At 36.3% G+C, this 23,911-nt stretch carries 21 protein-coding genes; 3 read left to right on the top strand and 18 right to left on the bottom strand.

Going from position 1 to position 23,911, the window contains the following annotated elements:
* Nucleotides 1-23: 23 nt before the first annotated feature.
* From AC4BC4_RS00215 to AC4BC4_RS00195, 5 genes are all read right to left on the bottom strand, one after another.
* A complete protein-coding gene (locus AC4BC4_RS00215; RefSeq protein WP_490476361.1) occupies nucleotides 24-935 on the bottom strand; it encodes a PTS system mannose/fructose/sorbose family transporter subunit IID in 912 nt (303 codons plus the stop codon).
* Between the two features lie 23 nt (nucleotides 936-958).
* Nucleotides 959-1,765, bottom strand: coding sequence for a PTS mannose/fructose/sorbose transporter subunit IIC (locus AC4BC4_RS00210; protein WP_438757746.1), 807 nt, complete (start codon nucleotides 1,763-1,765; stop codon nucleotides 959-961).
* 33 nt (nucleotides 1,766-1,798) lie between these two features.
* Entirely contained in the window at nucleotides 1,799-2,797 is a 999-nt protein-coding gene (locus tag AC4BC4_RS00205; RefSeq protein WP_438757747.1) for a mannose/fructose/sorbose PTS transporter subunit IIA, read from the bottom strand.
* Between the two features lie 287 nt (nucleotides 2,798-3,084).
* The gene (locus tag AC4BC4_RS00200; RefSeq protein WP_490476360.1) at nucleotides 3,085-3,579 is read right to left on the bottom strand and encodes a mannose/fructose/sorbose PTS transporter subunit IIB; all 495 of its coding nucleotides are present in this window, start codon (nucleotides 3,577-3,579) and stop codon (nucleotides 3,085-3,087) included.
* Between the two features lie 253 nt (nucleotides 3,580-3,832).
* Nucleotides 3,833-6,730, bottom strand: coding sequence for a sigma-54-dependent transcriptional regulator (locus AC4BC4_RS00195; RefSeq protein WP_490476359.1), 2,898 nt, complete (start codon nucleotides 6,728-6,730; stop codon nucleotides 3,833-3,835).
* 260 nt (nucleotides 6,731-6,990) lie between these two features.
* Between AC4BC4_RS00195 and AC4BC4_RS00190 the strand changes: the two genes are divergently transcribed.
* Nucleotides 6,991-8,622, top strand: coding sequence for an ABC-F family ATP-binding cassette domain-containing protein (locus AC4BC4_RS00190; protein ID WP_207113624.1), 1,632 nt, complete (start codon nucleotides 6,991-6,993; stop codon nucleotides 8,620-8,622).
* Between the two features lie 99 nt (nucleotides 8,623-8,721).
* Here the strand turns inward: AC4BC4_RS00190 and AC4BC4_RS00185 are convergent, their stop codons facing one another.
* The 7 genes from AC4BC4_RS00185 to AC4BC4_RS00155 all read right to left on the bottom strand — a co-directional run bounded on the left by AC4BC4_RS00185 (nucleotide 8,722) and on the right by AC4BC4_RS00155 (nucleotide 15,945).
* Entirely contained in the window at nucleotides 8,722-9,363 is a 642-nt protein-coding gene (locus AC4BC4_RS00185; protein WP_490476358.1) for a DUF421 domain-containing protein, read from the bottom strand.
* Nucleotides 9,364-9,384: 21 nt separating this feature from the next.
* Nucleotides 9,385-9,828 carry a DUF3290 domain-containing protein gene (locus tag AC4BC4_RS00180; RefSeq protein ID WP_490476357.1) on the bottom strand — a complete coding sequence of 148 codons (444 nt, stop codon included), beginning with the start codon at nucleotides 9,826-9,828 and terminating at the stop codon, nucleotides 9,385-9,387.
* Between the two features lie 160 nt (nucleotides 9,829-9,988).
* On the bottom strand, nucleotides 9,989-10,855 hold the full coding sequence (locus tag AC4BC4_RS00175) for a DegV family protein (protein ID WP_438757752.1): 867 nt from the start codon (nucleotides 10,853-10,855) through the stop codon (nucleotides 9,989-9,991).
* Between the two features lie 182 nt (nucleotides 10,856-11,037).
* A complete protein-coding gene (locus AC4BC4_RS00170) occupies nucleotides 11,038-12,375 on the bottom strand; it encodes a dihydrolipoyl dehydrogenase family protein (RefSeq protein WP_490476356.1) in 1,338 nt (445 codons plus the stop codon).
* 14 nt (nucleotides 12,376-12,389) lie between these two features.
* Nucleotides 12,390-13,091 carry a YoaK family protein gene (locus tag AC4BC4_RS00165; protein ID WP_490476355.1) on the bottom strand — a complete coding sequence of 234 codons (702 nt, stop codon included), beginning with the start codon at nucleotides 13,089-13,091 and terminating at the stop codon, nucleotides 12,390-12,392.
* A 78-nt stretch (nucleotides 13,092-13,169) separates the two neighbouring features.
* On the bottom strand, nucleotides 13,170-14,333 hold the full coding sequence (locus AC4BC4_RS00160) for a cupin domain-containing protein (RefSeq protein WP_490476354.1): 1,164 nt from the start codon (nucleotides 14,331-14,333) through the stop codon (nucleotides 13,170-13,172).
* A gap of 319 nt (nucleotides 14,334-14,652) precedes the next feature.
* Nucleotides 14,653-15,945, bottom strand: a complete 1,293-nt coding sequence (locus tag AC4BC4_RS00155; RefSeq protein WP_490476353.1) for an adenylosuccinate synthase — start codon at nucleotides 15,943-15,945, stop codon at nucleotides 14,653-14,655.
* 248 nt (nucleotides 15,946-16,193) lie between these two features.
* Here AC4BC4_RS00155 and AC4BC4_RS00150 point away from each other — a divergent pair, with 248 nt between their 5' ends.
* Nucleotides 16,194-16,700, top strand: coding sequence for a GNAT family N-acetyltransferase (locus AC4BC4_RS00150; RefSeq protein ID WP_490476352.1), 507 nt, complete (start codon nucleotides 16,194-16,196; stop codon nucleotides 16,698-16,700).
* 187 nt (nucleotides 16,701-16,887) lie between these two features.
* Nucleotides 16,888-18,192: an ISL3 family transposase gene (locus AC4BC4_RS00145; protein ID WP_438755906.1), complete on the top strand. Its 1,305-nt coding sequence runs from the start codon at nucleotides 16,888-16,890 to the stop codon at nucleotides 18,190-18,192.
* 81 nt (nucleotides 18,193-18,273) lie between these two features.
* Here the strand turns inward: AC4BC4_RS00145 and dnaB are convergent, their stop codons facing one another.
* The 6 genes from dnaB to rpsF form a co-directional block, all read right to left on the bottom strand.
* Nucleotides 18,274-19,644: a replicative DNA helicase gene (gene dnaB, locus AC4BC4_RS00140; RefSeq protein WP_438757758.1), complete on the bottom strand. Its 1,371-nt coding sequence runs from the start codon at nucleotides 19,642-19,644 to the stop codon at nucleotides 18,274-18,276.
* Between the two features lie 242 nt (nucleotides 19,645-19,886).
* Nucleotides 19,887-20,339: a 50S ribosomal protein L9 gene (gene rplI / locus AC4BC4_RS00135; RefSeq protein WP_438757759.1), complete on the bottom strand. Its 453-nt coding sequence runs from the start codon at nucleotides 20,337-20,339 to the stop codon at nucleotides 19,887-19,889.
* Nucleotides 20,340-20,411: 72 nt separating this feature from the next.
* On the bottom strand, nucleotides 20,412-22,394 hold the full coding sequence (locus AC4BC4_RS00130) for a DHH family phosphoesterase (protein ID WP_490476351.1): 1,983 nt from the start codon (nucleotides 22,392-22,394) through the stop codon (nucleotides 20,412-20,414).
* A gap of 222 nt (nucleotides 22,395-22,616) precedes the next feature.
* Complete coding sequence (rpsR, locus tag AC4BC4_RS00125) at nucleotides 22,617-22,856, bottom strand: 30S ribosomal protein S18 (RefSeq protein WP_010762117.1); 240 nt, start codon at nucleotides 22,854-22,856, stop codon at nucleotides 22,617-22,619.
* Nucleotides 22,857-22,881: 25 nt separating this feature from the next.
* Nucleotides 22,882-23,433 carry a single-stranded DNA-binding protein gene (ssb, locus tag AC4BC4_RS00120; RefSeq protein ID WP_438757761.1) on the bottom strand — a complete coding sequence of 184 codons (552 nt, stop codon included), beginning with the start codon at nucleotides 23,431-23,433 and terminating at the stop codon, nucleotides 22,882-22,884.
* A 47-nt stretch (nucleotides 23,434-23,480) separates the two neighbouring features.
* Nucleotides 23,481-23,783: a 30S ribosomal protein S6 gene (gene rpsF / locus AC4BC4_RS00115; protein WP_069663270.1), complete on the bottom strand. Its 303-nt coding sequence runs from the start codon at nucleotides 23,781-23,783 to the stop codon at nucleotides 23,481-23,483.
* Nucleotides 23,784-23,911: the final 128 nt, after the last annotated feature.

The following is a 23,911-nucleotide window of genomic DNA, read 5'->3' as shown; positions in this document are numbered from 1 at the left end:
CTAAGTTTAAAATTCAGATTATATTATAGTAAGCCAACGACATGACCAAGTACGCCGACTACGAACAAACCAAGAATAATAATGATTGGTGAAACTTTTTTCTTCAATAACCACATACAAAAGAATGTTAATAGTAATGCTGCTAGACCAGGAATCAATTGATCCAAGTTATCTTGTAAAGTCGTCACTTTCATTGCTGATAGTGCTTTACCTGAGCCAACTTCTTCAAAAGCTTTTTGTAGTCCATCTCCACCAGCCGGAAGTTTGTCCCACTCTATATAGGCACCTTTGTCCAATTTAACGGTAGAAACGATTGGGAGAAACTTGATGGATACCCACCGTTGTACTAATGCTGCCAGTACAAACATCCCCAAAATAGAAGCACCTTTTGTTACATCTTGCAATAATCCACCAGAAAGATCTTCTGTGATTTTAGAACCTGCTTTATAACCAAATTCTTGTGTATACCACATAAATGACCAACGAATAATATTCCAAGCTAGGAAGAAAATGATTGGGCCAAGAATATTACCACCAATTGCAAGGGAAGCACCTAAGGCACCCAACATCGGACGAATCGTAAACCAGAATACTGGATCACCAACACCCGCTAAAGGTCCCATCATCCCAACTTTTACCCCTTGAATCGCTACATCGTCAACAGGAGCCCCATTGGCACGTTCTTCTTCCAAGGCTAAGGTTACACCAAGAATCGGTGACGCAATATATGGGTGCGTATTAAAGAACTCTAAGTGACGTTTTAAAGCTGCTGATTGATCTTCTTTTGATTTGTATAATTTTCGAATCGCTGGGATCATTGAGAAAGCCCAACCACCATTTTGCATACGTTCATAGTTCCAAGAGCCCTGAATGAATGTAGAGCGCCATGCAACGGCTAAACGATCTTTTTTGGATAATTCAATTTTTTCTGCCATGTCTCTTCTCTCCTCCTTCAGGATTAATAATCATTTAAAATATCGCCAAGTGGATCACCCGTATTGCTTCCACCGCCGCTACCATTTGAAGAACCGCCCATTTTAGAAAGATTCAAGTAGATCAACGCCAAAGCTACACCTAAAGCACCTAGTGCGATTAATGTTAATTGAGAAATTGCCGCTACGACAAATCCAATGATAAAGAATGGCCATACTTCTTTTGTTGCCATCATATTGATTACTAAGGCATACCCTACAGCCACAACCATACCACCACCGATAGCCATACCTTCTGTCAACCATGCAGGCATTGATTCTAATGCTGATTGAACCGTTTCTGCTGGAATGAATAAAAGTGCTGCTGCTGGAATCGCAATCCGAATCCCTTGCATACATACAGCTAAAATATGAAGCATTTCGATTTTTCTGATATCACCTTTTTCAGCTGCCGCATCCATCATGTGTACGATTGGGACAGCAAGTGTACGAACGATCATTGTTAAGAAAAGGCCTGCTACTGCAAGTGGTACAGCAATCGCGATTGCTGATGGAACACCTTTAACGCCTTGTCCACCTAATACTAAAATAATTGCTGATGCAACAGATGCTAATGCAGCATCTGGTGCTACTGCGGCTCCAATGTTCGCCCAACCAAGTGCGATCATTTGTAACGTTCCGCCAAGAACGATTCCGGCTTCTAAATTACCTGTTACTAAACCGATCAAGGTACACGCCACTAACGGTTGATGAAACTGGAATTCATCTAGAATCCCTTCCATACCAGCTAGAAAGGCAACTAAGATTACTAAAATAATTGATATAATAGACATGATAAGCCTCCTATTTTCATTTAAGATTTTGTGTTATTTTGAATGTGCTTGTGCTAACTCATGCTTTGCTTTTTTAAGGATTTCATCCATGTTGGCACTAGAATCATTCGGCACTTTACGAACATCAAATTTAATACCCAAATCTTCTAATTTTTCAAATGCCTCAACATCTTCTTGTCCCATTGATAATACTTTACTTACGACTACTTTGCCGACTGAATGCGCCATAGAACCAACGTTCACTTCTTTGATCTCTACGCCTGCTTCAACTACTTTCACCACATCTTCTGGGTTTTCAAACAATAATAAAGCTTTCGTATTTCCAAAGCGTGGATCTTTCGCGATTTCAATCATTTTGCTGATTGGGATAACGTTTGCTTTTACGCCAGGAGGAGCTGCTTGTTCAATCAATTTTTTACGAAGATCATCTTTTGCTACTGCATCTGAAACAACGATGATTCGATTTGGTAAAACGGATTTTGTCCAAGCTGTCGCTACTTGACCATGTAATAGACGAGAATCGACACGTGTTAAAACAAACTTGATTTTGCCATCACCGACAACAGTTCCAGCAGGTAACGCACCTTTTGGTTGTTTGTCTTCAACAACCGCTTTAGGCGCTTCTGTAGGTTCTAGTTCTTCTGGCTTGATTCTCACGCCTTCTTTGGCAGTTTCAAGGATATGTGTAGCGATTTCTTGCGCCGAATTCATTGAGAAACGTGATGCATAAGCTTCAATCAACATTGGTAAATTCAATCCGCTAACAATTGCCCATTTGTCTTTATGTTCTTCAAAAAGGCTATTTGCTTGGTTAAACGGTGTTCCTCCCCATAAATCGACTAAGAATAGTACTTCGTCTTCTTCATCAAACGTTGCGATTGCTGCTTTTAACTTTGCTTTTAAATCATCTGGGCCTTCGCTGGGCATCAATACAACTGCTTGTACTTTTTCCTGTTCACCAAAAATCATGGAACCGGATTGTAAAATGCCTTGCGCAAATTCTCCATGGCTAGCAATAATAATTCCTACCATAATTTGATACCTCCTATATTTTTTTCAATTACTTTGTCATGACTATTATCAACAGATGAAAACACTTATTAAAAAAATAGAAAAAGAAAAAATGCGTTACTCACCTTGTGTTATCAATCACTTCTTGCGATCTGTCAGATAATTTTTGATGACCACCTACTACTCAACGATCATTTCACGCATCAACTTTGATCGATCAGACCACTCCTTCCAATTTCTATGCATAAGATACGACAATCGATATTAAGCTAATTCGTCATGCCATTTATATAGAATCTGAAAAAGAATCATACTAACTGTTCTTTTTTCAGCAATTCCATCAAATCTACTTGGTTGTCTGCAACCACTTTGCGAATTTCTAATGTAATACCTTGGTCGTGTAAGTACTTGAATGCCATGATATCCTCTTCATTTACAGCAACAGCATTTGTGATCATACGCTTGCCGCTGGTAAAACTCATTCCACCAATATTGATAGAACTGAATACTACATTGCCTTCAATCACACGTTTTACATCTTTAGGATTCGTAAACAATAACATTACTTTTAAGCGATCAAAACGTTCATCCGAAAAAATTTCGATCATCTTTTCAACAGTAATGACATTTACTTTTACTCCAGGCGGCGCTGCTTGTACAAGCAATGCTTTTCTTAATGTATCGTGTGCAACAGCATCGCTAATGACTAAGATACGATTTACATTAGTACTTTTGGTCCAGACAGTCGCAACTTGTCCATGGATCAAACGATCATCGATTCGCACTAAACGAATATCCATCATGTATTGTGCTCCTCCTCTTGGTTAGTCGGATCAGTAAATGCTGGACTCATTATTAATAAAATACTATGCCCAGACATTTATTGCCAAAATAACGACTAGCATCATAGCCAAATCATTACAAATGGACTGATTGAATAATAGACAGATTTCGTCTTGTGACTTATTTAAAGCAATTTCCGTGCCAAAAATAGTGTATTGCTAAAATAAATAGAAATCTAAGGGTTTTTTTAAGAAAATACACAAAGAAGATACACTAAAATAGTGTATCTTCTTTGTGTATTGGAGCTAGTGTATCTTCTGTATTTTGCGCTTGATTCAATTGTGTATTTTTGATCAGCTGAATAATATAATAGACTTCTTCCAGAGGTAACTCTAGTTTAAAGAGTTGTTTTAGATAGCGTGCTGCTTTCATTATGATTTCATAACTAGGTTCTATTGTGATTTGTCCTTGCTCTTCTTCCGTGATCGTTAGTGTATCGCGCTGTACTATTCTTTCTAGCATACCGGCTAGATGCATGACTAAATTAACATAAAACGAATAGTCCAACTGCAACTCAAGCTTCGTTCTGATAATGTCCGCAAATTCCCACAGAGGCTCGATCACTTTTTTAGGATTAATAAAGGTAAAACTTTCTTCCATATAATCAATGCAGATTTTTTTGGCAACAGCTTCATCCATTTCTTGTATTTCTATATGAATTTCGCTATCCATCAATAGCTGATTGATCACAGACTCCGCTTCGCCAGAGAAAAATGTTTCCATTGGAATAAATGGTCCTGAAATTTTTGGATCGGTGATCCCAGTTGTCGCGATCACACGATATTCTTCTTGAATCGTAACAAGCTGGTCTTTCATGTCAATAATGGATAACGGTAATACTTCTAATTCTAAGCCTAATTGCGGTGGAACAGCAGCTTCAATCATTTCTTTCATTCGTTTAGCTGTTCCTTCACCAGAGGCACAAATTGCAATGATTGCTCGTTTTTTCCAAGAAGACGAAGAATCAACTTCTCTTTCTTGATGGATATCCGCATATCCTTGAAAGTTTTTCAATGAATCATATAAGGTATCTAGCTGTGTATCGATCAGTGTCGTTTTTCTTGCTGTTTCTAAAACAATAGGGGTCGTGACCATATCGACTGTTCGTACTTCGATTCCTGTTTGGCGTGTGATTTCATCTGAAAAAGTAGCTAATGAACCCATATCTACTAAAAGAATCACGCCACTGTCTTCATTGACTTCTTTCACTGCATTGATGATTTGACGCAGTGCTTCTTTGGGCTGCATTTCCAGCGGCATGTCAATCGCTCTTAAATTGTCGACATTCAACAGCTGAGATACCACTTGTACCATACTTGTGGCTGTACTTTTCCCATGAGCTGCAACGATGATCCCGATCCGTCCTGCGTCTTTGTTTTCTCTCAGTGAGATTAGTAACACAGCTAGATAATACGTTTCAAATTCTGGAATCTTCATTTGATAATTGATTTCTATAATGCGTTTTATTTCTTGCGCTGTCTCGAATTCTACAGGATAATCCAACACCATATTTCGAATATTTTCATTTAATTGATGCTGACGCTCTTCGCCATTTTGGATTCGTTTCAAAAATGAGCTAATGTGTAAGCTCATCGCGTAAATAAAATTGGACTGAAAATTGTAATTTAATTTTTGTTTGGCGAAATTGTAGATCTCTTTAGTGACATCGATAATACGCTGATCTACGATTTCTGCTAATTTGTTTTCAGTATCAAATGTAAAACCGTGATCTTTATAAAAAGATTTTAAATGGACATTGATGTCTGTCGTTATAAAATTATTGATCACTTCTTGTTCCAGCCCGTCTGCTTTTAGTAAGGCTGCTTTATCTCCAATGATTTCATATAAATTATATGGTAGTTCATAGGAATCCGATTGTATCTTGACTAAAGGTTCGTTTGGCGTAACGATCATTTGTGGTTCTAAATATTTTGATAGTTCGGCCAACGCGTCACGATTGCTTGCCAATTGCATCATGCCTTCTTTAATGCTATCCGTCAATTCATCGATCGTGATCGTCAGTTCATCTTGGTCAATATGGTTTAAAAAACCTCTAGCTGTCACTAGCTGAACATTTGACTTCAACTGACCTACATTTCCATATGAAACGCTCCCGATCAAGGCTTTCACTACATCCTCTGATAATGATATTTTTTTCTGGATGCGAGAAGCTTCCATTGAAATCATTACTCTAAGTAAATCGATTTTCTCTTTTGCCGGCCGATCGATAAAATTAGGCAACTGAATGATGATCGGAATTCTACGGACAAATGTGTTCAATAACGAAGATGTTGGATTTTCAGTTGTTGCACAAATGATTCGTACTTCTGCACGGCGATTCTTAACGGTTTCACCTAACCTTGAATAGGTCCCATGATCCATAAAATAAAAGACCATCTCTTGTCCTTCTGGTGGTAAACGATGAACCTCGTCAAGAAATAGAATACTTCCATCTGCTTCATGGATGATCCCTTCTTTGGCTTTGGTTGCACCTGTAAATGCGCCTTCTGCATAGCCGAAAAGGTGAGACATCAATAGTTCTGGATTATGGGCATAATCTGCACAATTAAAAACAATAAGCTTTTTATCTGAGTCGATCACATGGTTAAGTAGCGCAAATTGGAACATCGCATGAGCAAAATAGGTTTTCCCAGAGCCAGTTGGTCCAGTAATCAAACAATTCAAGCCTTTGGGTGGGTATAAGATTGCAGCTTTAGCTTGTTCAACAGGCGTTCTCATACTACCAGTTGAACCGATCATGCCTTTAAAAATATCTTCTCCGGCAAATTTTTTAACTGGTTTATGCATGCGAGTCACGGATGTGGAATGGTCTTCAATTAGGCTATTTTCTCGATAACTTTTTACAGGTTTCGTCAATGGTTGGTATTTGAAAATGGCTTGGTCGACATATTTAACTGGGCGTCCTTCTATCTTCTCCAATAATCCTTCACGAACCAGCTGATTCAAGTCCTTACTGGCATTCGTTCGTTGAATAGTCAAAGCATTGGAGACATCTTCTGTCGTCACACCGCTTCCAAAAGAAACATCATTTGATGTCAGATTTTCTGTCTGCTCTTTCACATAAAGATAAATTCGTTCGATGCGCTTCATCTATACGTCTCCTTTCAATTTTAAAAGCTGAGTAATAATACACTAATTTCATGTGTATCATACAGTGTATCGTTTTAAAAGTACACTAATAACCTTTTATTAAATTGTTTCACATGAAACACTGTTTTCTTAAAAAGCCATCTCATTTTGATAAAATCTATAAGGTATTTCTGAAAAAGTCTGAAATTCCTTGAAATATATAGCTTTCCTCGCTATAATGCAGAGAGGTTTAACTATTCTATATGAAGTGAGGAAATCAATTGATTACTGTAAATGATGTAAGTTTGCTATTTTCAGACCGCAAACTTTTTGATGATGTAAATATTAAATTCACTCCTGGTAACTGTTATGGGTTGATTGGCGCTAATGGTGCAGGTAAATCAACATTCTTAAAGATTTTATCTGGCGATATCCAGCCAACGACGGGTAATGTTGCTTTAGGCCCTGATGAACGTTTAGCTATTTTGAAACAAAATCATTTTGATTTTGAAGATAATACTGTTTTAGAGACAGTTATTATGGGACATAAACGTTTGTATGAAGTAATGAAAGAAAAAGATGCTGTCTACATGAAAGAGGATTTCACTGACGAAGATGGAATCAAAGCGGCAGAACTTGAAGGTGAATTTGCAGAGTTAAACGGTTGGGAAGCTGAACCTGAAGCAGCTGTTTTACTGCAAGGTTTAAACATTCCTGAAAGTTTACATGACCAAAAAATGAGTGAATTAACTGCTGGCCAAAAAGTCAAAGTGTTGCTTGCGCAATCTCTATTTGGTAAACCTGATGTTTTACTACTAGATGAGCCGACCAATGGTTTGGACACTCGTTCGATCAATTGGTTAGAAGAATTCTTGATCAATTTTGAAAACACTGTTATCGTTGTTTCCCATGACCGTCACTTTTTAAACAAAGTATGCACACACATGGCCGATCTTGATTTTGGTAAAATCAAATTATATGTCGGGAACTATGATTTCTGGTTAGAATCAAGCCAATTAGCGGCAAAATTACAATCGAATGCAAACGCGAAAAAAGAAGAGCAAATCAAAGAATTACAAGACTTTATCGCTCGTTTCAGTGCGAATGCATCGAAATCAAAACAAGCGACTTCTCGTAAAAAAATGTTGGATAAAATTACATTAGATGACATTCAACCCTCTTCTCGTCGTTATCCATTTGTTGGGTTTACTCCAGATAGAGAAATCGGAAACGATCTACTTCATGTAGAGAATGTTTCAGTAACGATCGACGGCAAGAAGATTTTGGACAACATCTCATTCTCTTTAAATAACGTTGATAAAGTAGCCTTCATTGCAGATAATGATATCGTTACGACAACTTTATTCAAAGTGATCATGGGTGAAATCACACCGGATACAGGTAGCGTACGCTGGGGTGTTACAACAACTCAAGCTTATCTGCCAAAAGATAACAGCAAAGACTTTGATACTGATCTAACCATTTTAGATTGGTTACGTCAATTTGCAAGTAAAGAAGAAGATGACAATACATTTTTACGTGGTTTCTTAGGAAGAATGTTATTCTCTGGTGAAGACGTACTGAAATCAGTAAACGTACTTTCAGGGGGCGAAAAAGTTCGCGTAATGCTTTCTAAATTGATGCTATCTAAATCAAATGTGCTTGTTTTGGACGATCCAACCAATCACTTAGATTTAGAATCGATCACTGCTTTGAATGATGGATTGATGGCATTTACTGGTGCAATTTTATTTGCTTCACATGACCACCAATTTATTCAAACATTAGCAAACCGGATTATTGCCGTTTCTGACAAAGGTGTTGTTGACCGTGCAGATACAACTTATGATGAATTCTTAGAAAACAAAGACGTTCAAAAACAATTGGATGAATTGTTTTCTGGTGAGTATTAATCACTATTATTGTCTAAAAATAAGAGGGTGAGACAAAAGTACTTTTTACTTTTGTCCCACCCTCTTATTTAGTTTATCCATTTAAATCCTTTTTATCCCCTACATATTTTTTTCATACCCATATAATTTTAATTTTCCTGAAAGATACTCACCTAAATAAATTTCATTGATTCCTTTGTATGTTTCATTTTGAACTTGTTCTGTTAGCCAATCAATATCTTTGTTGATCAATTCCAATACATCATAATTTGCTTGACCATCTACAATGATTGGATATCTAATATTTTCATCGCCAAATTCTATGATCGTCAGTTGACCATTTTGTTCTAAAACAGCTCTCTTCACATTCTCAACTTCGTAAATAGCATTTGCTCTTAATTTAAACATCAATTCATTCGCTGAGATGCCACATCTTAAACACTCGTTCACATCCACTTTTCCATCTTTGATCAATGTGATGGGTCTGCCATCTACAATATACTTCACATAGCGATTGTGCTCTTTTGCAAACTTAACAATCAAGACAAGCAAAGTCCAAATAATCAACACTAAAACAAACTGTAAAACACCAATCGATTCATTATAAATCACGCCGCCGATAATTCCACCAAGTACATAATTTTGAACTTGATCCATTGCTGAAGAAGGTGCTAAATTGCCTTTTCCCATTAAGTTGATTTGAATGATTAAACAAATAATCCCTAAACCAAGTTTGATAATAATTGGACTATAAAGTTGCATGTTATCTTCCTTTCTATTCTATTATTTCGTAATTGAAATATCCGGGTTCATCAAATGAGCTTCTTCTAAAATGTAAGAGTTTTGATCGGCACTTAATGTTGTTTTATAATAATTGCCTTCAATTTTTATAAGTGTTCCGTCAACTAATTGCGTTGAATTTACAAGAATATCCTTTTTATCGACACCTTTTTCTTTTGATATTTGTTTCACAAAATTAACCATTTGAGAGGATTGTGAATTTTTGCTTTGATTCAGTGTGTAATCAGAGTACTGAACGCCAAGTAAAAACAGTAACAGCAAAAAGGTGATAATACTCAAGTCACGATATTTAGTTTGAATGCGATGACGCATATACAAACTAAATGCAATGATCAAAACGATCAAAGCACCAAAAATAAAAAAATATTTGATATAATCATTTAAATTCGATTGTGTCTCTAAATAGTCTATACCGTAAAAATTCAATAAAAACGCCTCCTAAGAATTAGTCCCTAGAATAGGTAGTAGTCTACCTTATTTTAAGAGTTCGATGTAATATAACACTTACTTTCAATTCATTACTGACCTAAGCAAAACATACCTTTTACAAAAAAATGTAAAAGGTTTGTATCAAATACTGTTTTAATTATCTTTTTTTCCCTCTAGAAAATACCGCAATACAGCCGTTTCCTGTATGACTAGTAATGGTTGGTCCAAGTGGATGTAAACGAATCTCTTTGACTTGAATTTTTTCTTCAATCAACGATTTTACTTTCTCAGCACTTTCTAAATCACCCGCATAAGCAATGAATACTGTTTGCTTTGTTGGTTCAATCATTCCTTGAACGGTTTCATCAGCGATCTTTTTCAACGCCTTACCGCGGCCGCGAACTTTACTAATATTTTGTAGTTTTCCTTGTTTATCTACTACAATGATTGGTTTAACATTCATTAGTCCACCGATTGCAGCAGCTGCTTTAGAAATTCTACCTCCACGTTCTAAATGCTTCAAATCATCCACCGTGACCCAAGAATGAACGGTCATTTTATTTTCAGATAACCACAATAAAACATCTTCTAAAGAATGACCATTATCTTTTAATTGAATAACTTCACTGACTAACAGACCTTCACCTAAACTAGCCGCTTTCGTATCGATCACAAAAATTTCGGCGTCCTTATATTCTTCTTTCAATATATCAACAGCTTGCATGGCACTTTGATAAGAGCCGCTTAAACCAGAAGAAAAAGCTAAGTACAATATCGGTATTTTTTTTTCAACAAATGGTTTAAAAAATTCAATATAGCGCCCCACGTTTACCTGAGAGGTGGTCGGCATACCACCTTTTTTTATTTCTTGTAAAAACCAATCATAATCAAATGTTTTCCCTAAATCGTCGACTAATTCTTTCCCATTTAATTGAATGGTCATACTGATAAAATCAACATCATTTGCTTCTAAATATGTATAGGGTAAATCACAGCATGAATCTGTCATTAATTTGAATGTCATTTAAAACCTCTCCTAACTATTTTTCTATTTTAACACATAATCATTTGATACTCATTCTTTATTAGGTAAACCAATGACGGTAAAAAATAAGTTCGATTTTGACACTACTCATCAAAACCGAACTTATTTTTCCACAAAAGACGATTGTCCCAAAATCTATTGATTTTAATGCCTCTTGATCTTTACTTCCAAAACCGAGTCATATCGTTCACTAGAGAAGGATATGCGTAAATTTGTTTTTTCAAATCATCTTTTGTCCACTCTGCATGTAGCGCCATTGTTATATAATTAATAAAAATATCCGCTTCTTGACTCATCACCGCAGCTCCTGCAACCCGATCGTCGCTCCGTCTTGTAACAATTTTAAGTAGTGCAGTGTTCTCACTTTTTCTTTTTGCATCCATCCACTTGCTAATATCCATTTCCTCAACTGCATATTCTTCTGGCTTTGCTAATGCTTGTTCAGTTGAAACACCTACTTGAGCAATCCTTGGTTCGCTGAAGATCGACATAGAAGCCATTGGATAGTGAATCGGAGCCAATTCTTTTTTAAGTAGATAGGAAACAAGATAATCCGCTTGATAAGCAGCAAAGGTAGCTAATTTAGGTACTCTAGCATTAGAGCAATCACCACAAGCAAATATATGTGACTGATTTGTTTGCAAGTATTCATTCGTATCGATCCCATGAGCATCATATAGAACTTGTGCATTCTCAAGTTTTAATGAATCAATCAATGGAACTCGTCCAGCAACATTATATACTTGGTCTACTTCAAATACTTCACCTGATTCTGTCTGCACACGTAATAGGCCCTCTTCTGTCTTTTCTATTTTTTTCACGCTCTCATTAAAATGAAAAGAAACAGCTCGCTTTTTATTGATTTCTATTAATTGACTGACAAATTCTTGATCAAAATTCTTCAAAGCCTGTGAATCATGTTGCAATACAATTACGTTACATCCAAAAGCTGCAGCAATCGTAGTAAAGGCAAATGAAATAATTCCTGCACCAATAAAAAGCGCTGTTTTAGGCAACTCCTTTTGTGTTAAAAATGCAGCACTATCCGATAAATAATGGCTTCCTTCAAAAGTAAACGGACGATCTGCACCACCACTTGCTATAACAAACTGTTCTGCCGAATAAACGATACCATCTACCTTCACTTCATTTGGTGAAACAAATGCGGCTGTTCCAAATATCGTTGTAATACCCGCTTCTTTTAATGCTAATTGATGTTGATTATCTTCGTCTCCTTCAATGCTATCGATCCAGTTCATCGTATCTTGCCAATCCAATTCAACTGGCGTCGTGATACCATGTGCTTCAAAACGTTGATTTTGCAATGCATGCTGTGCAATCGTTACTAATTCTTTTTTTCGAGTACTGCCGATATTATAAACGACACCACCAAAAAAGGTAGACTCAATAATGGCAACTTTTTTACCACCTTTACTAAGGCCAAACGCAGTAGTCAAACCAGCGACACCACTGCCAATCACAATAACATCAAAAATCATGTTTTCTCCCCCTACTAATTTGGATCAATCGTAATTACTTTGTTTTCGACTTTGATCACTTTCGAATAAAACGCGATACAGACTAAAACAACGGCAGTAAACCATAATGATTTTTCTCCATATGCAGACGTCAAAACAGTTCCAATCAAGCCACCACCTGCAAATCCAATCAATACAGAAAAATATAACCAGCTATTTTTCCAGGCATCTTTCGCACCGACGATCGCTTGAATAATATAATTGAACGCCAATTGCACGACTAGCGTAACAGCGACATTTCCATAAAGCATCCCATCAATTTTATGAAAAGCATTTCCTTGCATACCCGCAAGAAATGAAATCAACATACATAAGTGTACAACACTAAAATACCCATTGATTGGGGCAAAACCCAATGCAACTAAAATCAATGCTTCTACGAGTAAGATTTCAAAAGCCCAGATTTTTTTCTTTTTAATTCCTAACACTTCGATAATTCCTGTAACCATGGCTCCTAGGCCAAAACATAAAATAGTCAACGCAACTGTAGCAAAATGGCTCCAATTTTTTGTGGCGATCGTCTGGCCTAACAAAATAATATTCCCAGATTGTACGGTACTAAATGCTTTTCCTACAAAAAACGTATATCCATCCATAGAACCTGCTGCAATTGCTAAAAAGAACGCGATCCATGGCAATTCCATGACGGGATATGTTGGTACTTTCCGATTTTCCATCTATGATCTCTCCCTTTTATCATCATAAAAAAGCCTAGAAAAATTTTTTCTTTTCATTTTCTAGGCAATTACTGAACATTATTCAGGTTTTTTATACCAGACAACTGGCTCAGGTTTTTCAGGGTTTGGTAGTGATTCAGCAAATTGTTTGGTCACATTCAAGTGGTCAGCGACCATTTGAGCTGGAGAAGTCCCTAACCATTTATTTAATGAAATATCTGAATAATCAGCTGTTTTAAACACTTCAACGAAGCGTAATGGTTCGTCTCCAGTATTTTGAACATAGTGTCCTGCTACGATTGGAACAACACCTACATCTCCTGCTTTAAAATCAAAGGTACGTGCCAATCCTGCTGAATTAAAGACTGTCATTTTTGCCTGTCCTTGAATGTAATATTGCCATTCTGCAGCTTTTGGATGCCAATGTAACTCTCTCATCCCACCTGGTTCTACTTCAACAAAAGCTGCTGAAATTGTTTTAGCCACTGGGAACACATTTTGATCCACAATTTTTACTTTACCCGCTTCTGAAATAATAGGATCTAATGTATCGATATGGAAAGTAAATGGTGACGGTACTTCACCATTGTTACTTGGACGATCAACTGCTTCAATTGAATCTGGTACATTTGCTTTAAAAATATATTTTTCAGATTTAGGGAAGCTTTCCAAATCACTAATTTGTTTTTTGAAGTTTGCTGCCACAATGTCTTTTGGTGTATGTGCCAACCAATCTGATAAAAGGAATGTGTTATTTTCAGAAAAATCAGGTTCACTGAATACCAGTAAAAACTCGCACCCTTGATCCAATGCTTGAATAGAATGTGGAATTCCTGCTTCAAAATTCCAGATATCCCCTTCTTTTACGTCATCAATGAAACTACGTCCATGTTCATCGATCGCTGTAACACGCGCATTTCCATAAAGCATTAAGCCCCATTCTGCTTCTTTGTGCCAATGCATTTCACGATAAGCACCAGGTTCTAAACTCATGTTTACCCCTGCAACATCTTCAGAAATTGGTAATTCACGATTCGTGATCTCTCTTGTCCAGCCACCTTCTTCTAATCGTTGATGAGCATCAGAATAACTGAAACGTAAGTTATTCACCGTTCCATGGTCAGTTGCTGGCGGTACTAAAATATCTGGATTTTCTTGATCTCGAGAAAGATTACGAGGACCATGATCTATCCAACCTTTACCGTCTGATTCTCTAAATGGTTCAACTCTGTTTTCCGTCATAAAAAACTCTCCCCTCGCTATTAAGTACACTTTAATAGTAGGACAAAGATTTATAAAAATCAAAAATATATGCTCATCATCTTGTGATTATTCAATTTATATATCTATATTATACAACTTATAAAAAAGGCTTGATCTATTTTTCGAACATCTAGTCATGTTATTTTAAGTTAAAATTACTTTTTAGTACAGAAAGAGGCTATGACATAACTTTACAAGTTATATCCATAGCCTTGAGAAATCTAAATAGACGGTGGGAACTGAAGCAACTCCTTTTAGTTCTCGGAGTTAAACGCTGCTGTCCTAACCTTTTTCATACTTAAATTTGTGCCCAAACGCTTTCCAATACATTTGTTTGGTTACGGTCTGGACCGACTGAAAATGTTGAAATACGCACGCCAACTAATTCAGAAATGCGGTGTACATAGTTTCTTGCATTCGCAGGAAGCTCCGCTAACGTTTTACATCCTGTAATGTCTTGTGACCAGCCTGGTAATTCTTCATAGACTGGTTTACAACGACTCAACTCTTTCAAACTAGCTGGGTAATGATAGATCAATTCGCCATCTAATTCATAAGCTGTACAGATTTTCACTGTGTCTAAGCCACTTAAAACATCGATAGAATTCAATGATAAATTCGTGATTCCTGATACACGTTTAGAATGACGCATCACAACAGTATCAAACCAACCTACACGGCGTGGACGACCTGTTGTTGTACCGTATTCCTTCCCAACTCTGCGAATCGTTTCTCCTGTTTCATCAAACAATTCTGTAGGGAAGGGACCATCACCAACACGTGATGTATAGGCTTTACAAACGCCAACCACTTTATTGATCTTAGAAGGACCAACACCGCTACCGATCGTAACCCCTCCAGCAACTGGATTTGATGACGTAACAAATGGATAAGTTCCTTGGTCGATATCTAGCATAACGCCTTGTGCACCTTCAAATAATACGCGTTTGCCTGCATCTAATGCATCATTTAAAATAACAGAAGTATCTGTCACGTATTGCTTGATTTGTTGGCCATATTCATAATATTCTTCAAAAATATCTTCAAAAGCAATAGGTTCACTGTCGAACATTTTGACAAATTGACGATTTTTTTCTTCTAAATTGATTTTTAAACGTTCTTCAAAAATTTCTTTATCTAATAAATCTGCTATACGAATCCCTACACGAGCAGCTTTATCCATGTACGCAGGTCCAATTCCTTTGATTGTTGTACCGATTTTATTCTCACCTTTTGCATCTTCTTGCAATTGATCCAATTGGATATGGTACGGTAAAATCACATGAGCGCGATCTGAGATACGTAAATTATCTGTTGTGACATTATTCTCTTTTAAATAAGCGAGTTCTTTTACTAAAGATTTTGGATTAACTACAACGCCATTTCCAATCACACTAATTTTGTCTTTGTAAAAGATACCTGAAGGAATCAAGTGTAGTTTATAAGTAACACCATCAAATTTAATGGTATGACCTGCATTATCTCCGCCTTGATAACGTGCGATGACCTCTGCATTCTCACTTAAAAAATCTGTGATCTTTCCTTTTCCTTCATCGCCCCACTGGGTTCCGACTACTACAACTGATGACATTCGAACACCTCGTTCTAAATTATTTTGTCCTGATTCATTGTACCAAGAAAGCAGAATGTGTACAAGGAAAAATCGAATGTTGTTTTTTTTGAAAATAAAAAAAAGAGCAAAACACGAACATTATTTTGGAAATCATTTTATATCAGATAAAAAAAGCGAAAATTTATTTATTCTCTGGTAAAGAAATTTCATTTTGTTATAATCTTAAACAATACATTATGAACCTTAATAGGAGGTATATACGGGATATGAAACATTCTTTTAGTTTAGAAATTGACGACTCTTTATCTTTAGTCCAGCCAACACTTGAGATGGCACATGATCTTTTTGAAGTTGTTGATTCAGATCGGGATCATTTAAGGAAGTACCTTGATTTTGTGGATTCTTCAATATCTTTTGAATCGCAAGAACAATATATCAAGATGAAATTAGAGGGTTATGTGAATGGAACAGATCGTTTATTTTTAATAGCTTTTGATCAGAAAATAATCGGCTGTATTGATTTACATTTTATTGATACTGATCATAAAAAAGCCGAACTTGGTTACTGGCTTCATTCGTCCCAAACCAATAAAGGCATTATGACAAAAGTAGTTAAAAATGTTTGTGTAATTGCGTTTGAAAATATGGCGAGTAATACGGTTGCGGTTAAAAATGGTTTCTCCTTTGTTGGAACGGATAAATCCGAAATTCTTATGTATGACGAATTTAGGGACCTAAATAAATATTCTCTGCTAAAAGCGGATTTTAACTAAAAAGATAGCTCAAGTAAGTTTTTAGTAGACACTTACTTGAGCTATCCTTTCACAATTAAAGGCTCTATACTTTCTGATGTTGGTGAGAAATCACCGGCATCTTTTTTTAATGCAAAATAATAGAAAAGACATCCCGATATCCTTTAGAATTAAGTCGACTAAAACCAATTAAAAGGAGGAAATCAAGATGTCTTACACCAATCTTATCAAAAATACCTTAGATATTCTAGACTTAAACATTACTTTTACTGAAAATTCTTTAGAAAAAGAACGCATTAAGGGACGAATTTGTCAGGTATTTTCTGGTACATTAGACTATTTAGCCCACTCCTGTCTTCATTGTGGAGAGAAAGAAAAAGGAAAGATTATTCGTTGGGGCTATACGACTTGTCTTATTTTAATGAACGATGTGTCTGAGTATCAAACGTATTTACGCTTGAAGAAACGCCGTTTCTTCTGTTATTCCTGTGAAAGAACGTTCGTCGCTGAAACAAGTCTGATCCAAAAAGGGTGTTCGATTTCTAAGAAAGTGAAGCTATCCATTGCCGATCGATTAAGAAAGGTCACGTCTATGAGTGAGATTGCGCGTCAAAAGAAGGTCTCTGTTTCTTCTGTCTATCGCGTCTTGAAACAATTTTATGAACCGAAAAAAATCAATCGCCTGACCTTGCCTGAAGTCCTTTGTTTTGATGAATTTAAATCGGTTAAACAGGTCGCTGCTTCTATGAGTTTTATCATGATGGATGGTCAAACAAAGCAGTTAATTGATGTCATTGAAAACCGTCAATTGTCCTTTTTACAACGTTATTTTTCACGATTCTCTTTGTCTGTTCGTGAACGTGTAAAATATATCGTTTGTGATATGTACGCTCCTTATTTTTCTCTCGTCAAAAAATTGTTTCCTATGGCTCAGATTATTCTCGATCGCTTTCACATTGTCCAACACATTGGACGAACCTTTTTAAAACACCGCATTCAACGAATGAATCTGTTTCTCCAGAAAGGAACTGTAGAGGCAAAAAAATATCGACACTTGAAGAAGTACTGGAAACTTCTTCAAAAGAACCAATCGAAGCTCGATTTTGAAAAACGCCAATGGCGTCCTTCTTTCCGCACCTATTTAACAGAAACAGAACTCGTTGATCGACTCCTTGCATATGATGAGGAGTTAAAATCTGGTTACACCTGTTATCAGAACGTTCTTTATGCGGTACAAACACGAGACTACACAAGATTCCACTCGCTATTAGAACAAGATTGTTCTGGACTTCCCGTCTATTACCAAACAGTTTTTTCTACCTTTAAGAAAGTTCAAAATGAAATTAAGCATGCTCTAGAATTATCCTATTCCAATGGCCCATTGGAATGCTTGAACAACCATATCAAAGTGTTAAAGAGAAATGCGTATGGGTTTCGTAACTTTTATAACTTTAAATTGAGAATTGCTTTATGCTTTGGTAACGTTCTTTTTCAGCCAAATAGAAAAACCTAGAGGTATTTTCCTCTAGGCCTTACAATAATTGATTTAATTCTTTGGATTTTCTTCACCAACATTAGTTGACAAAGAGCCCAATTAAAACTCTTCTCTTGTTGATAGTGAAGCGAATTTATTGAACTCTTTAATAAACAACAGTTCCACAGTTCCACGAGCACCACTACGGTTTTTCTCAATAATAACTTCAATCACGTTGTCGATTTCCGGCTCCTCACGAGCACCATCTTCGCCTTCCTCACCACGATCATAATAATCATCACGATAAAGGAAAGCCACGATATCCGCATCTTGCTCAATAGATCCAGACTCACGGATATCACTTAGGACAGGACGTTTATCCTGACGCTGCTCTACACCACGAGATAACTGAGACAATGCAATTACTGGTACTTTTAATTCTTTCGCTAATTTTTTTAATTGACGGGAAATTTCAGATACTTCTTGTTGACGACTTTCACGCCCAGTCCCTTCAATCAGTTGTAGATAATCGATCAATATCAATCCAAGATTTCCACGTTCTTGTGCTAGTTTACGACATTTTGCCCGAATTTCTGTGATTTTAATACCAGGTGTATCATCGATATAGATTTGCGCTCTGGATAAACTTCCCATCGCAATAATCAAATTTTGCCACTCTTCTTCTGACAACTGACCTGTCCGTAAGTGTCCAGCTTCAATTGAACCTTCCGCACAAAGCATCCGATTAACTAAGGATTCTGCTCCCATTTCCAAACTGAAAATAGCCACAGAACGATCTGTCTTAGTCCCAATATTCTGCGCAATATTTAAGGCAAAGGCTGTTTTCCCTACGGCTGGACGAGCCGCTAAGATGATCAACTCTTCTGCTTGTAGTCCCGCTGTCATTTTATCTAATGCTGGATAACCAGTAGGTAAACCAGTAATTTCCTCATCATTTTGATAAAGTTGGTCTATATTTGCAATCGACGTGTTCAATACATCTGCGATCGATAAAAAACCACTTCGATTTCTTTTTTCTGAAACCTCTAAAATGCTGCGCTCTGCATCGTCTAGTATTGTTTCAACATCTTCACCTTGCTCAAATCCTTTGGTAACGATCTCTGTAGCCGTTTGAATCAGGTTACGAAGCAACGATTTTTGCTCAACGATTTTCGCATAGTACACAATGTTAGCGGCTGTCGGTACAGCTAACGCCAAGTCTGACAGGTAGCTTAAACCACCCACATCCTCCAGTAAATTTTCTTGCTCCAAACGATCTTTGATCGTAATAACATCAATTGCTTCATTTCGATCATTCAAGGTAAGCATAGTCTGAAAAATCAATTGATGATTACGGCGATAAAAATCTTTTGGTTCTATGTATTCTAAAGCATCGATAATAACCTCAGCATCTAAAAAAACCGACCCTAAAACGGCTTGTTCTGCTTCCATACTTTGGGGCGGTACTCGATCTTGCCATACTTCATTCATTTTTTTCTCTCCTATAGCTATAGTTACGCTTTTCAGTCTTTCTATTTTAACAAGAAACAACCGAAATGTACAATGACAATATTAAGTCATTTTCCTTCTTATTTGATAAGCAAGAAGAGGCTAGTACATCACTCTACGAGTGATGTACTAGCCTTGAGGAATTCGAATAAACTATGGAAGCAGAAGCAATTCCCTCTTATTTCTCAGAGTTAAACGCTTCTATCCCAACCTCTCTTACTACTTTATTCTTCCACAACATGAACGTTGATGGTTGCTGTTACTTCATGATGTAATTTCACTGGAACTTTTGTAAATCCTAATGAACGAATCGGTTGAGATAGTTCTAGCTTACGTTTGTCTAATTTGACCTTATATTGCTTGTTTAAGGCTTCTGCGATTTGTTTTGAAGGAATAGACCCAAATAGACGTCCGTCTTCACCAGCCTTCGCTTTAAGCTCTACAACCGTATCTTCTTTTTCTAAGAACTCCTGCATCTTTTTCGCTTCTGCTAAAATTTCAGCTTCGTGCTTATCTTGGGCTTTTTTTTGGCCAGCAAGCGCACTGATACTTCCTTTATTTGCTTCTTGTGCGTAGCCATTTTTGATTAAAAAATTTTGTGCATATCCTGTAGGTACTTCTTTTACTTCCCCTTTTTTTCCTTTACCTTTAACATCTTGTAAAAAAATGACTTTCATACTATAATTCCTCCTCGATTATTACTTAATATAATAAACATAGATAGACAAACTTTCAATTCCTCTGAAAAACTAGCCTAATGAATCTGAATCATACATCACATCTATATTTTGATGAATCACTTTTAGCAACTGCTCTTTTACCTCAGCTACTGTTACATTAGATAATTGTACCGCAGCGTTCGTAAAATGACCACCTCCGCCCAAGTTTTCCATGATCAGTTGGACGTTTATCGACCCGTTGCTTCGCGCGCTAATGCCGATCTGTTTATCTGTACGCTTCGTTATCACAAAGGCTGCATTGATTCCAACCATCGATAATAAAGTATCTGCTGTTTTAGCCGCTGTCACACTATCATATTCTTTCTCTTCACTACCTGTCACGATGACCGTATCTGGTGTCACATATTCACTTTGAGCAATCAAACTATTCATTTCCAGATAACTGGTTAAATCAGAACTTAATAAATATTGTACTAAAGATGAATCTGCGCCACAAGTCCTTAAATAACTAGCTACATCAAAGGTACGTGCGGTTGTGCGAACACTGAAACTTTTAGTGTCAACAACAATTCCTGCAAGTAATAAGGTGGCATCAAATTTATCTAGCTGTTTTTGTGCATTACTTTGATATTCAATTAATTCTGTCACCAGCTCTGAAGCTGATGAAGCTGAAGATTCAATATATGAAAGTAATGGTTTAGCTGGAAACTCATCACCACGGCGATGATGGTCAATGATCACAACTTTATCAAATTGTTCATATAACTCCTGTGAAATAGACAATGATGGCTTATGGTAATCTACCATGATCAATAAACTGCTATCCGTTTTTCTTTTCATTGCTTCTTTAGGTGTAATGATTTTTTTAGCAAATTCTGGATATTTTTCCAATGCTGACATCACTCGTTCAACATCTGGTATACTTTCATTTTTCTCTAACACAACCCAGGCATCTTTATTATGAAACTTGGCTAACCTTGCCATACCAAATGCCGAACCAATCGCATCCATATCAGGAAAGCGATGTCCCATGATATAAACATCTGAGGACTCAGAAAAAATCCCTTGAATAGCTGTGCTCATCGCACGAGAGCGAACGCGCGTTCTTTTTGCTACAGATGCCGTTCTACCACCATAAAAAATAGGCTTAGCATTATCTTTCGCTTCTTTTACAACGACTTGGTCACCACCTCTAACCAACGCTGTATCTAAATTCGTTTGTGCTGTGTTACCTGTCTGACTCAATGTTTCACCGCCATAAGAGATCCCCATACTTAATGTAATCGCTATCTCTCTTGTATGAGATTCTTTTCTGATTTTATCTAAAATTTGAAATTTAGACTCCATCATCTTTTTTACATCCTCTAATTGAGCAATGAAAAAATAACGCTCGGCGTTTAATCTTTTGTAAAAAACTTGATACTCATCCATCCAATCAGAAACCATTGTTGTAATAAAACTATTTAAGTAAGATATTTCTTTTTCGTCCATACTATCAGTAATATCATCATAATTATCAACGGAAACAATCCCGATAGCTGTTTGCATTTCTACTTTTTCATGATATAGATTACTTTCTTCTGTAATATCTCTAAAGGTAATTGTATTTTGTTTTATATCAACATTGAAACGATAAACATGATCCCCAACTTTAAAAATATCTTTACCCTTTTCAGCTAATGTTACATAGGTTTCTATTAATTCTGAACTAATAAGCGTTTGACCATCTTTATGAAAAATATCTTCTGCAAACGGATTTAACCACTTGGCTTCTTTTGTATCTGGATCGTAATTTATGATTCCAACAGATACTTCATTAAAAGCATAATCCAATGATTTTTCTGCAATCGTACTTGCTTCTCTAATTTTTTCTGTATTAGATATCTCAATTTTTTTGATCAAGTAAACTATTCGATTGATCAATAAAAGATTGAGTATCAGTAATGCAGCTATAAATATATATTTATTAGATATGTAGAAAAATAACATTACTTCTACTAAAAAGAGAACGAATACAGAACTCAAAATCCGTTTCATTCCATTCTTTTTCATTATAAAGACTCCTCCATGTTCTATAGATAAAGATATTTTAGCATAAAAAAAGGTTTTCTGCGAATCACAAAATGTTTCACGTGAAACATCTGAAAAATGATTCTATGTTTAAGCGATGAGTAAAAACACTTGATTTTTATTATTCTATTTTAAAAAAAACAATGATAATATCAAAAAAGAGATCAAAGAAACTAGTCCTTTGATCTCTAAACAAACTTTATATTATTGCTCTTCACCAACAAATGGTAATAAGCCCATGATACGCGCGCGTTTGATTGCAATTGTTAATTTGCGTTGGTTCTTAGCGCCAGTACCTGTTACACGACGTGGTAAAATTTTTCCACGTTCAGAAATGAATTTTTTTAGTAATTCGATATCTTTATAGTCAATATATTCAATATGGTTTGCTGCAATATAATCAACTTTACGACGTTTACGTCCGCCTCTTCTTTGTTGTGCCATTCTTATTCCCTCCTATCAAATTCGTTTAGAATGGTAAATCATCATCTGAAATGTCAATAGTAGAACCTGTTCCACCGAATGGATCAGAATCTCTATCAAAATCAGGCATACCGTTATTGTTAGACTGAGAGGATGATTGATTAAAATTGTTTTGTCCTGAAAAATTATTATTCTGTGGTTGGAAACTTCCGCCGCCAGCATTATTATAGGTCGGAGTTGAATCTGATCCTTCTGTCGTTTGTCTTTGTTCTGAAGCAGAACGAGACTCTAACAACTGGAAATTCTCACATACAACTTCAGTTACGTATACACGTTGACCTTGTTGATTTTCATAATTTCTAGTTTGAATACGACCAGTAACGCCTAATAATGTACCTTTACGCGCATAGTTAGCCATTGTTTCAGCAGGTTTACGCCAAATCACACAGTTAATAAAATCTGCTTCACGATTTCCATTTGCATTCGTAAAGTTACGGTTTACCGCTAAGGTAAATGTCGCAACTGCTGAACCACTAGATGTATATCGTAAATCCGGATCTTTTGTTAGTCTTCCAACTAATACAACGTTGTTAATCATTTGAACATCTCCTTTCGTCAATCAAATGTTTCACGTGAAACATTTGGTTATGCTTCTTCCTTGATAATCATGTGACGAATAATATCATCATTGATTTTAGCAAGACGATCAAATTCATTGATTGCTCCTGCAGTTGATGGAGAAGATACTTTAACGATATGATAGATGCCTTCACGGAATCCGTTCATTTCATATGCTAAGCGGCGTTTTTCCCAATCTTTTGATTCGATAACTTCTGCTCCGTTATCTTTCAAGATTGTGTCGAAACGTTCTACTAAAGCAGTTTTTGCTTCTTCATCAATGTTCGGACGAATAATGTACATAATTTCATAATTCGTAGCTTGACTCATTGACTTTCACCTCCCTATGGACTTTAGGCTCTTAGATTGCTAAGAGCAAGGAGAGTTATCTAAAATATATAGACTACTCACAAGTTTTCATTATACAGCTAAAAGCTGATAAAATCAAGCGTTCTTCA

The sequence above is a fragment of the Enterococcus sp. AMC1086 genome (genome assembly GCF_058216575.1).
This window is presented reverse-complemented; position numbering and strand designations above follow the sequence as displayed.

Coding starts and splice junctions, on each gene's coding strand:
- AC4BC4_RS00215 (WP_490476361.1), bottom strand. CDS start 935: ATGGCAGAAAAAATTGAATTATCCAAAAAAGATCGTTTAGCCGTTGCA.
- AC4BC4_RS00210 (WP_438757746.1), bottom strand. CDS start 1,765: ATGTCTATTATATCAATTATTTTAGTAATCTTAGTTGCCTTTCTAGCT.
- AC4BC4_RS00205 (WP_438757747.1), bottom strand. CDS start 2,797: ATGGTAGGAATTATTATTGCTAGCCATGGAGAATTTGCGCAAGGCATT.
- AC4BC4_RS00200 (WP_490476360.1), bottom strand. CDS start 3,579: ATGATGGATATTCGTTTAGTGCGAATCGATGATCGTTTGATCCATGGA.
- AC4BC4_RS00195 (WP_490476359.1), bottom strand. CDS start 6,730: ATGAAGCGCATCGAACGAATTTATCTTTATGTGAAAGAGCAGACAGAA.
- AC4BC4_RS00185 (WP_490476358.1), bottom strand. CDS start 9,363: ATGCAACTTTATAGTCCAATTATTATCAAACTTGGTTTAGGGATTATT.
- AC4BC4_RS00175 (WP_438757752.1), bottom strand. CDS start 10,855: ATGACATTCAAATTAATGACAGATTCATGCTGTGATTTACCCTATACA.
- AC4BC4_RS00170 (WP_490476356.1), bottom strand. CDS start 12,375: ATGATTTTTGATGTTATTGTGATTGGCAGTGGTGTCGCTGGTTTGACT.
- AC4BC4_RS00165 (WP_490476355.1), bottom strand. CDS start 13,091: ATGGAAAATCGGAAAGTACCAACATATCCCGTCATGGAATTGCCATGG.
- AC4BC4_RS00160 (WP_490476354.1), bottom strand. CDS start 14,333: ATGACGGAAAACAGAGTTGAACCATTTAGAGAATCAGACGGTAAAGGT.
- AC4BC4_RS00155 (WP_490476353.1), bottom strand. CDS start 15,945: ATGTCATCAGTTGTAGTAGTCGGAACCCAGTGGGGCGATGAAGGAAAA.
- AC4BC4_RS00150 (WP_490476352.1), top strand. CDS start 16,194: ATGAAACATTCTTTTAGTTTAGAAATTGACGACTCTTTATCTTTAGTC.
- AC4BC4_RS00145 (WP_438755906.1), top strand. CDS start 16,888: ATGTCTTACACCAATCTTATCAAAAATACCTTAGATATTCTAGACTTA.
- dnaB (WP_438757758.1), bottom strand. CDS start 19,644: ATGAATGAAGTATGGCAAGATCGAGTACCGCCCCAAAGTATGGAAGCA.
- rplI (WP_438757759.1), bottom strand. CDS start 20,339: ATGAAAGTCATTTTTTTACAAGATGTTAAAGGTAAAGGAAAAAAAGGG.
- AC4BC4_RS00130 (WP_490476351.1), bottom strand. CDS start 22,394: ATGAAAAAGAATGGAATGAAACGGATTTTGAGTTCTGTATTCGTTCTC.
- rpsR (WP_010762117.1), bottom strand. CDS start 22,856: ATGGCACAACAAAGAAGAGGCGGACGTAAACGTCGTAAAGTTGATTAT.
- ssb (WP_438757761.1), bottom strand. CDS start 23,433: ATGATTAACAACGTTGTATTAGTTGGAAGACTAACAAAAGATCCGGAT.
- rpsF (WP_069663270.1), bottom strand. CDS start 23,783: ATGAGTCAAGCTACGAATTATGAAATTATGTACATTATTCGTCCGAAC.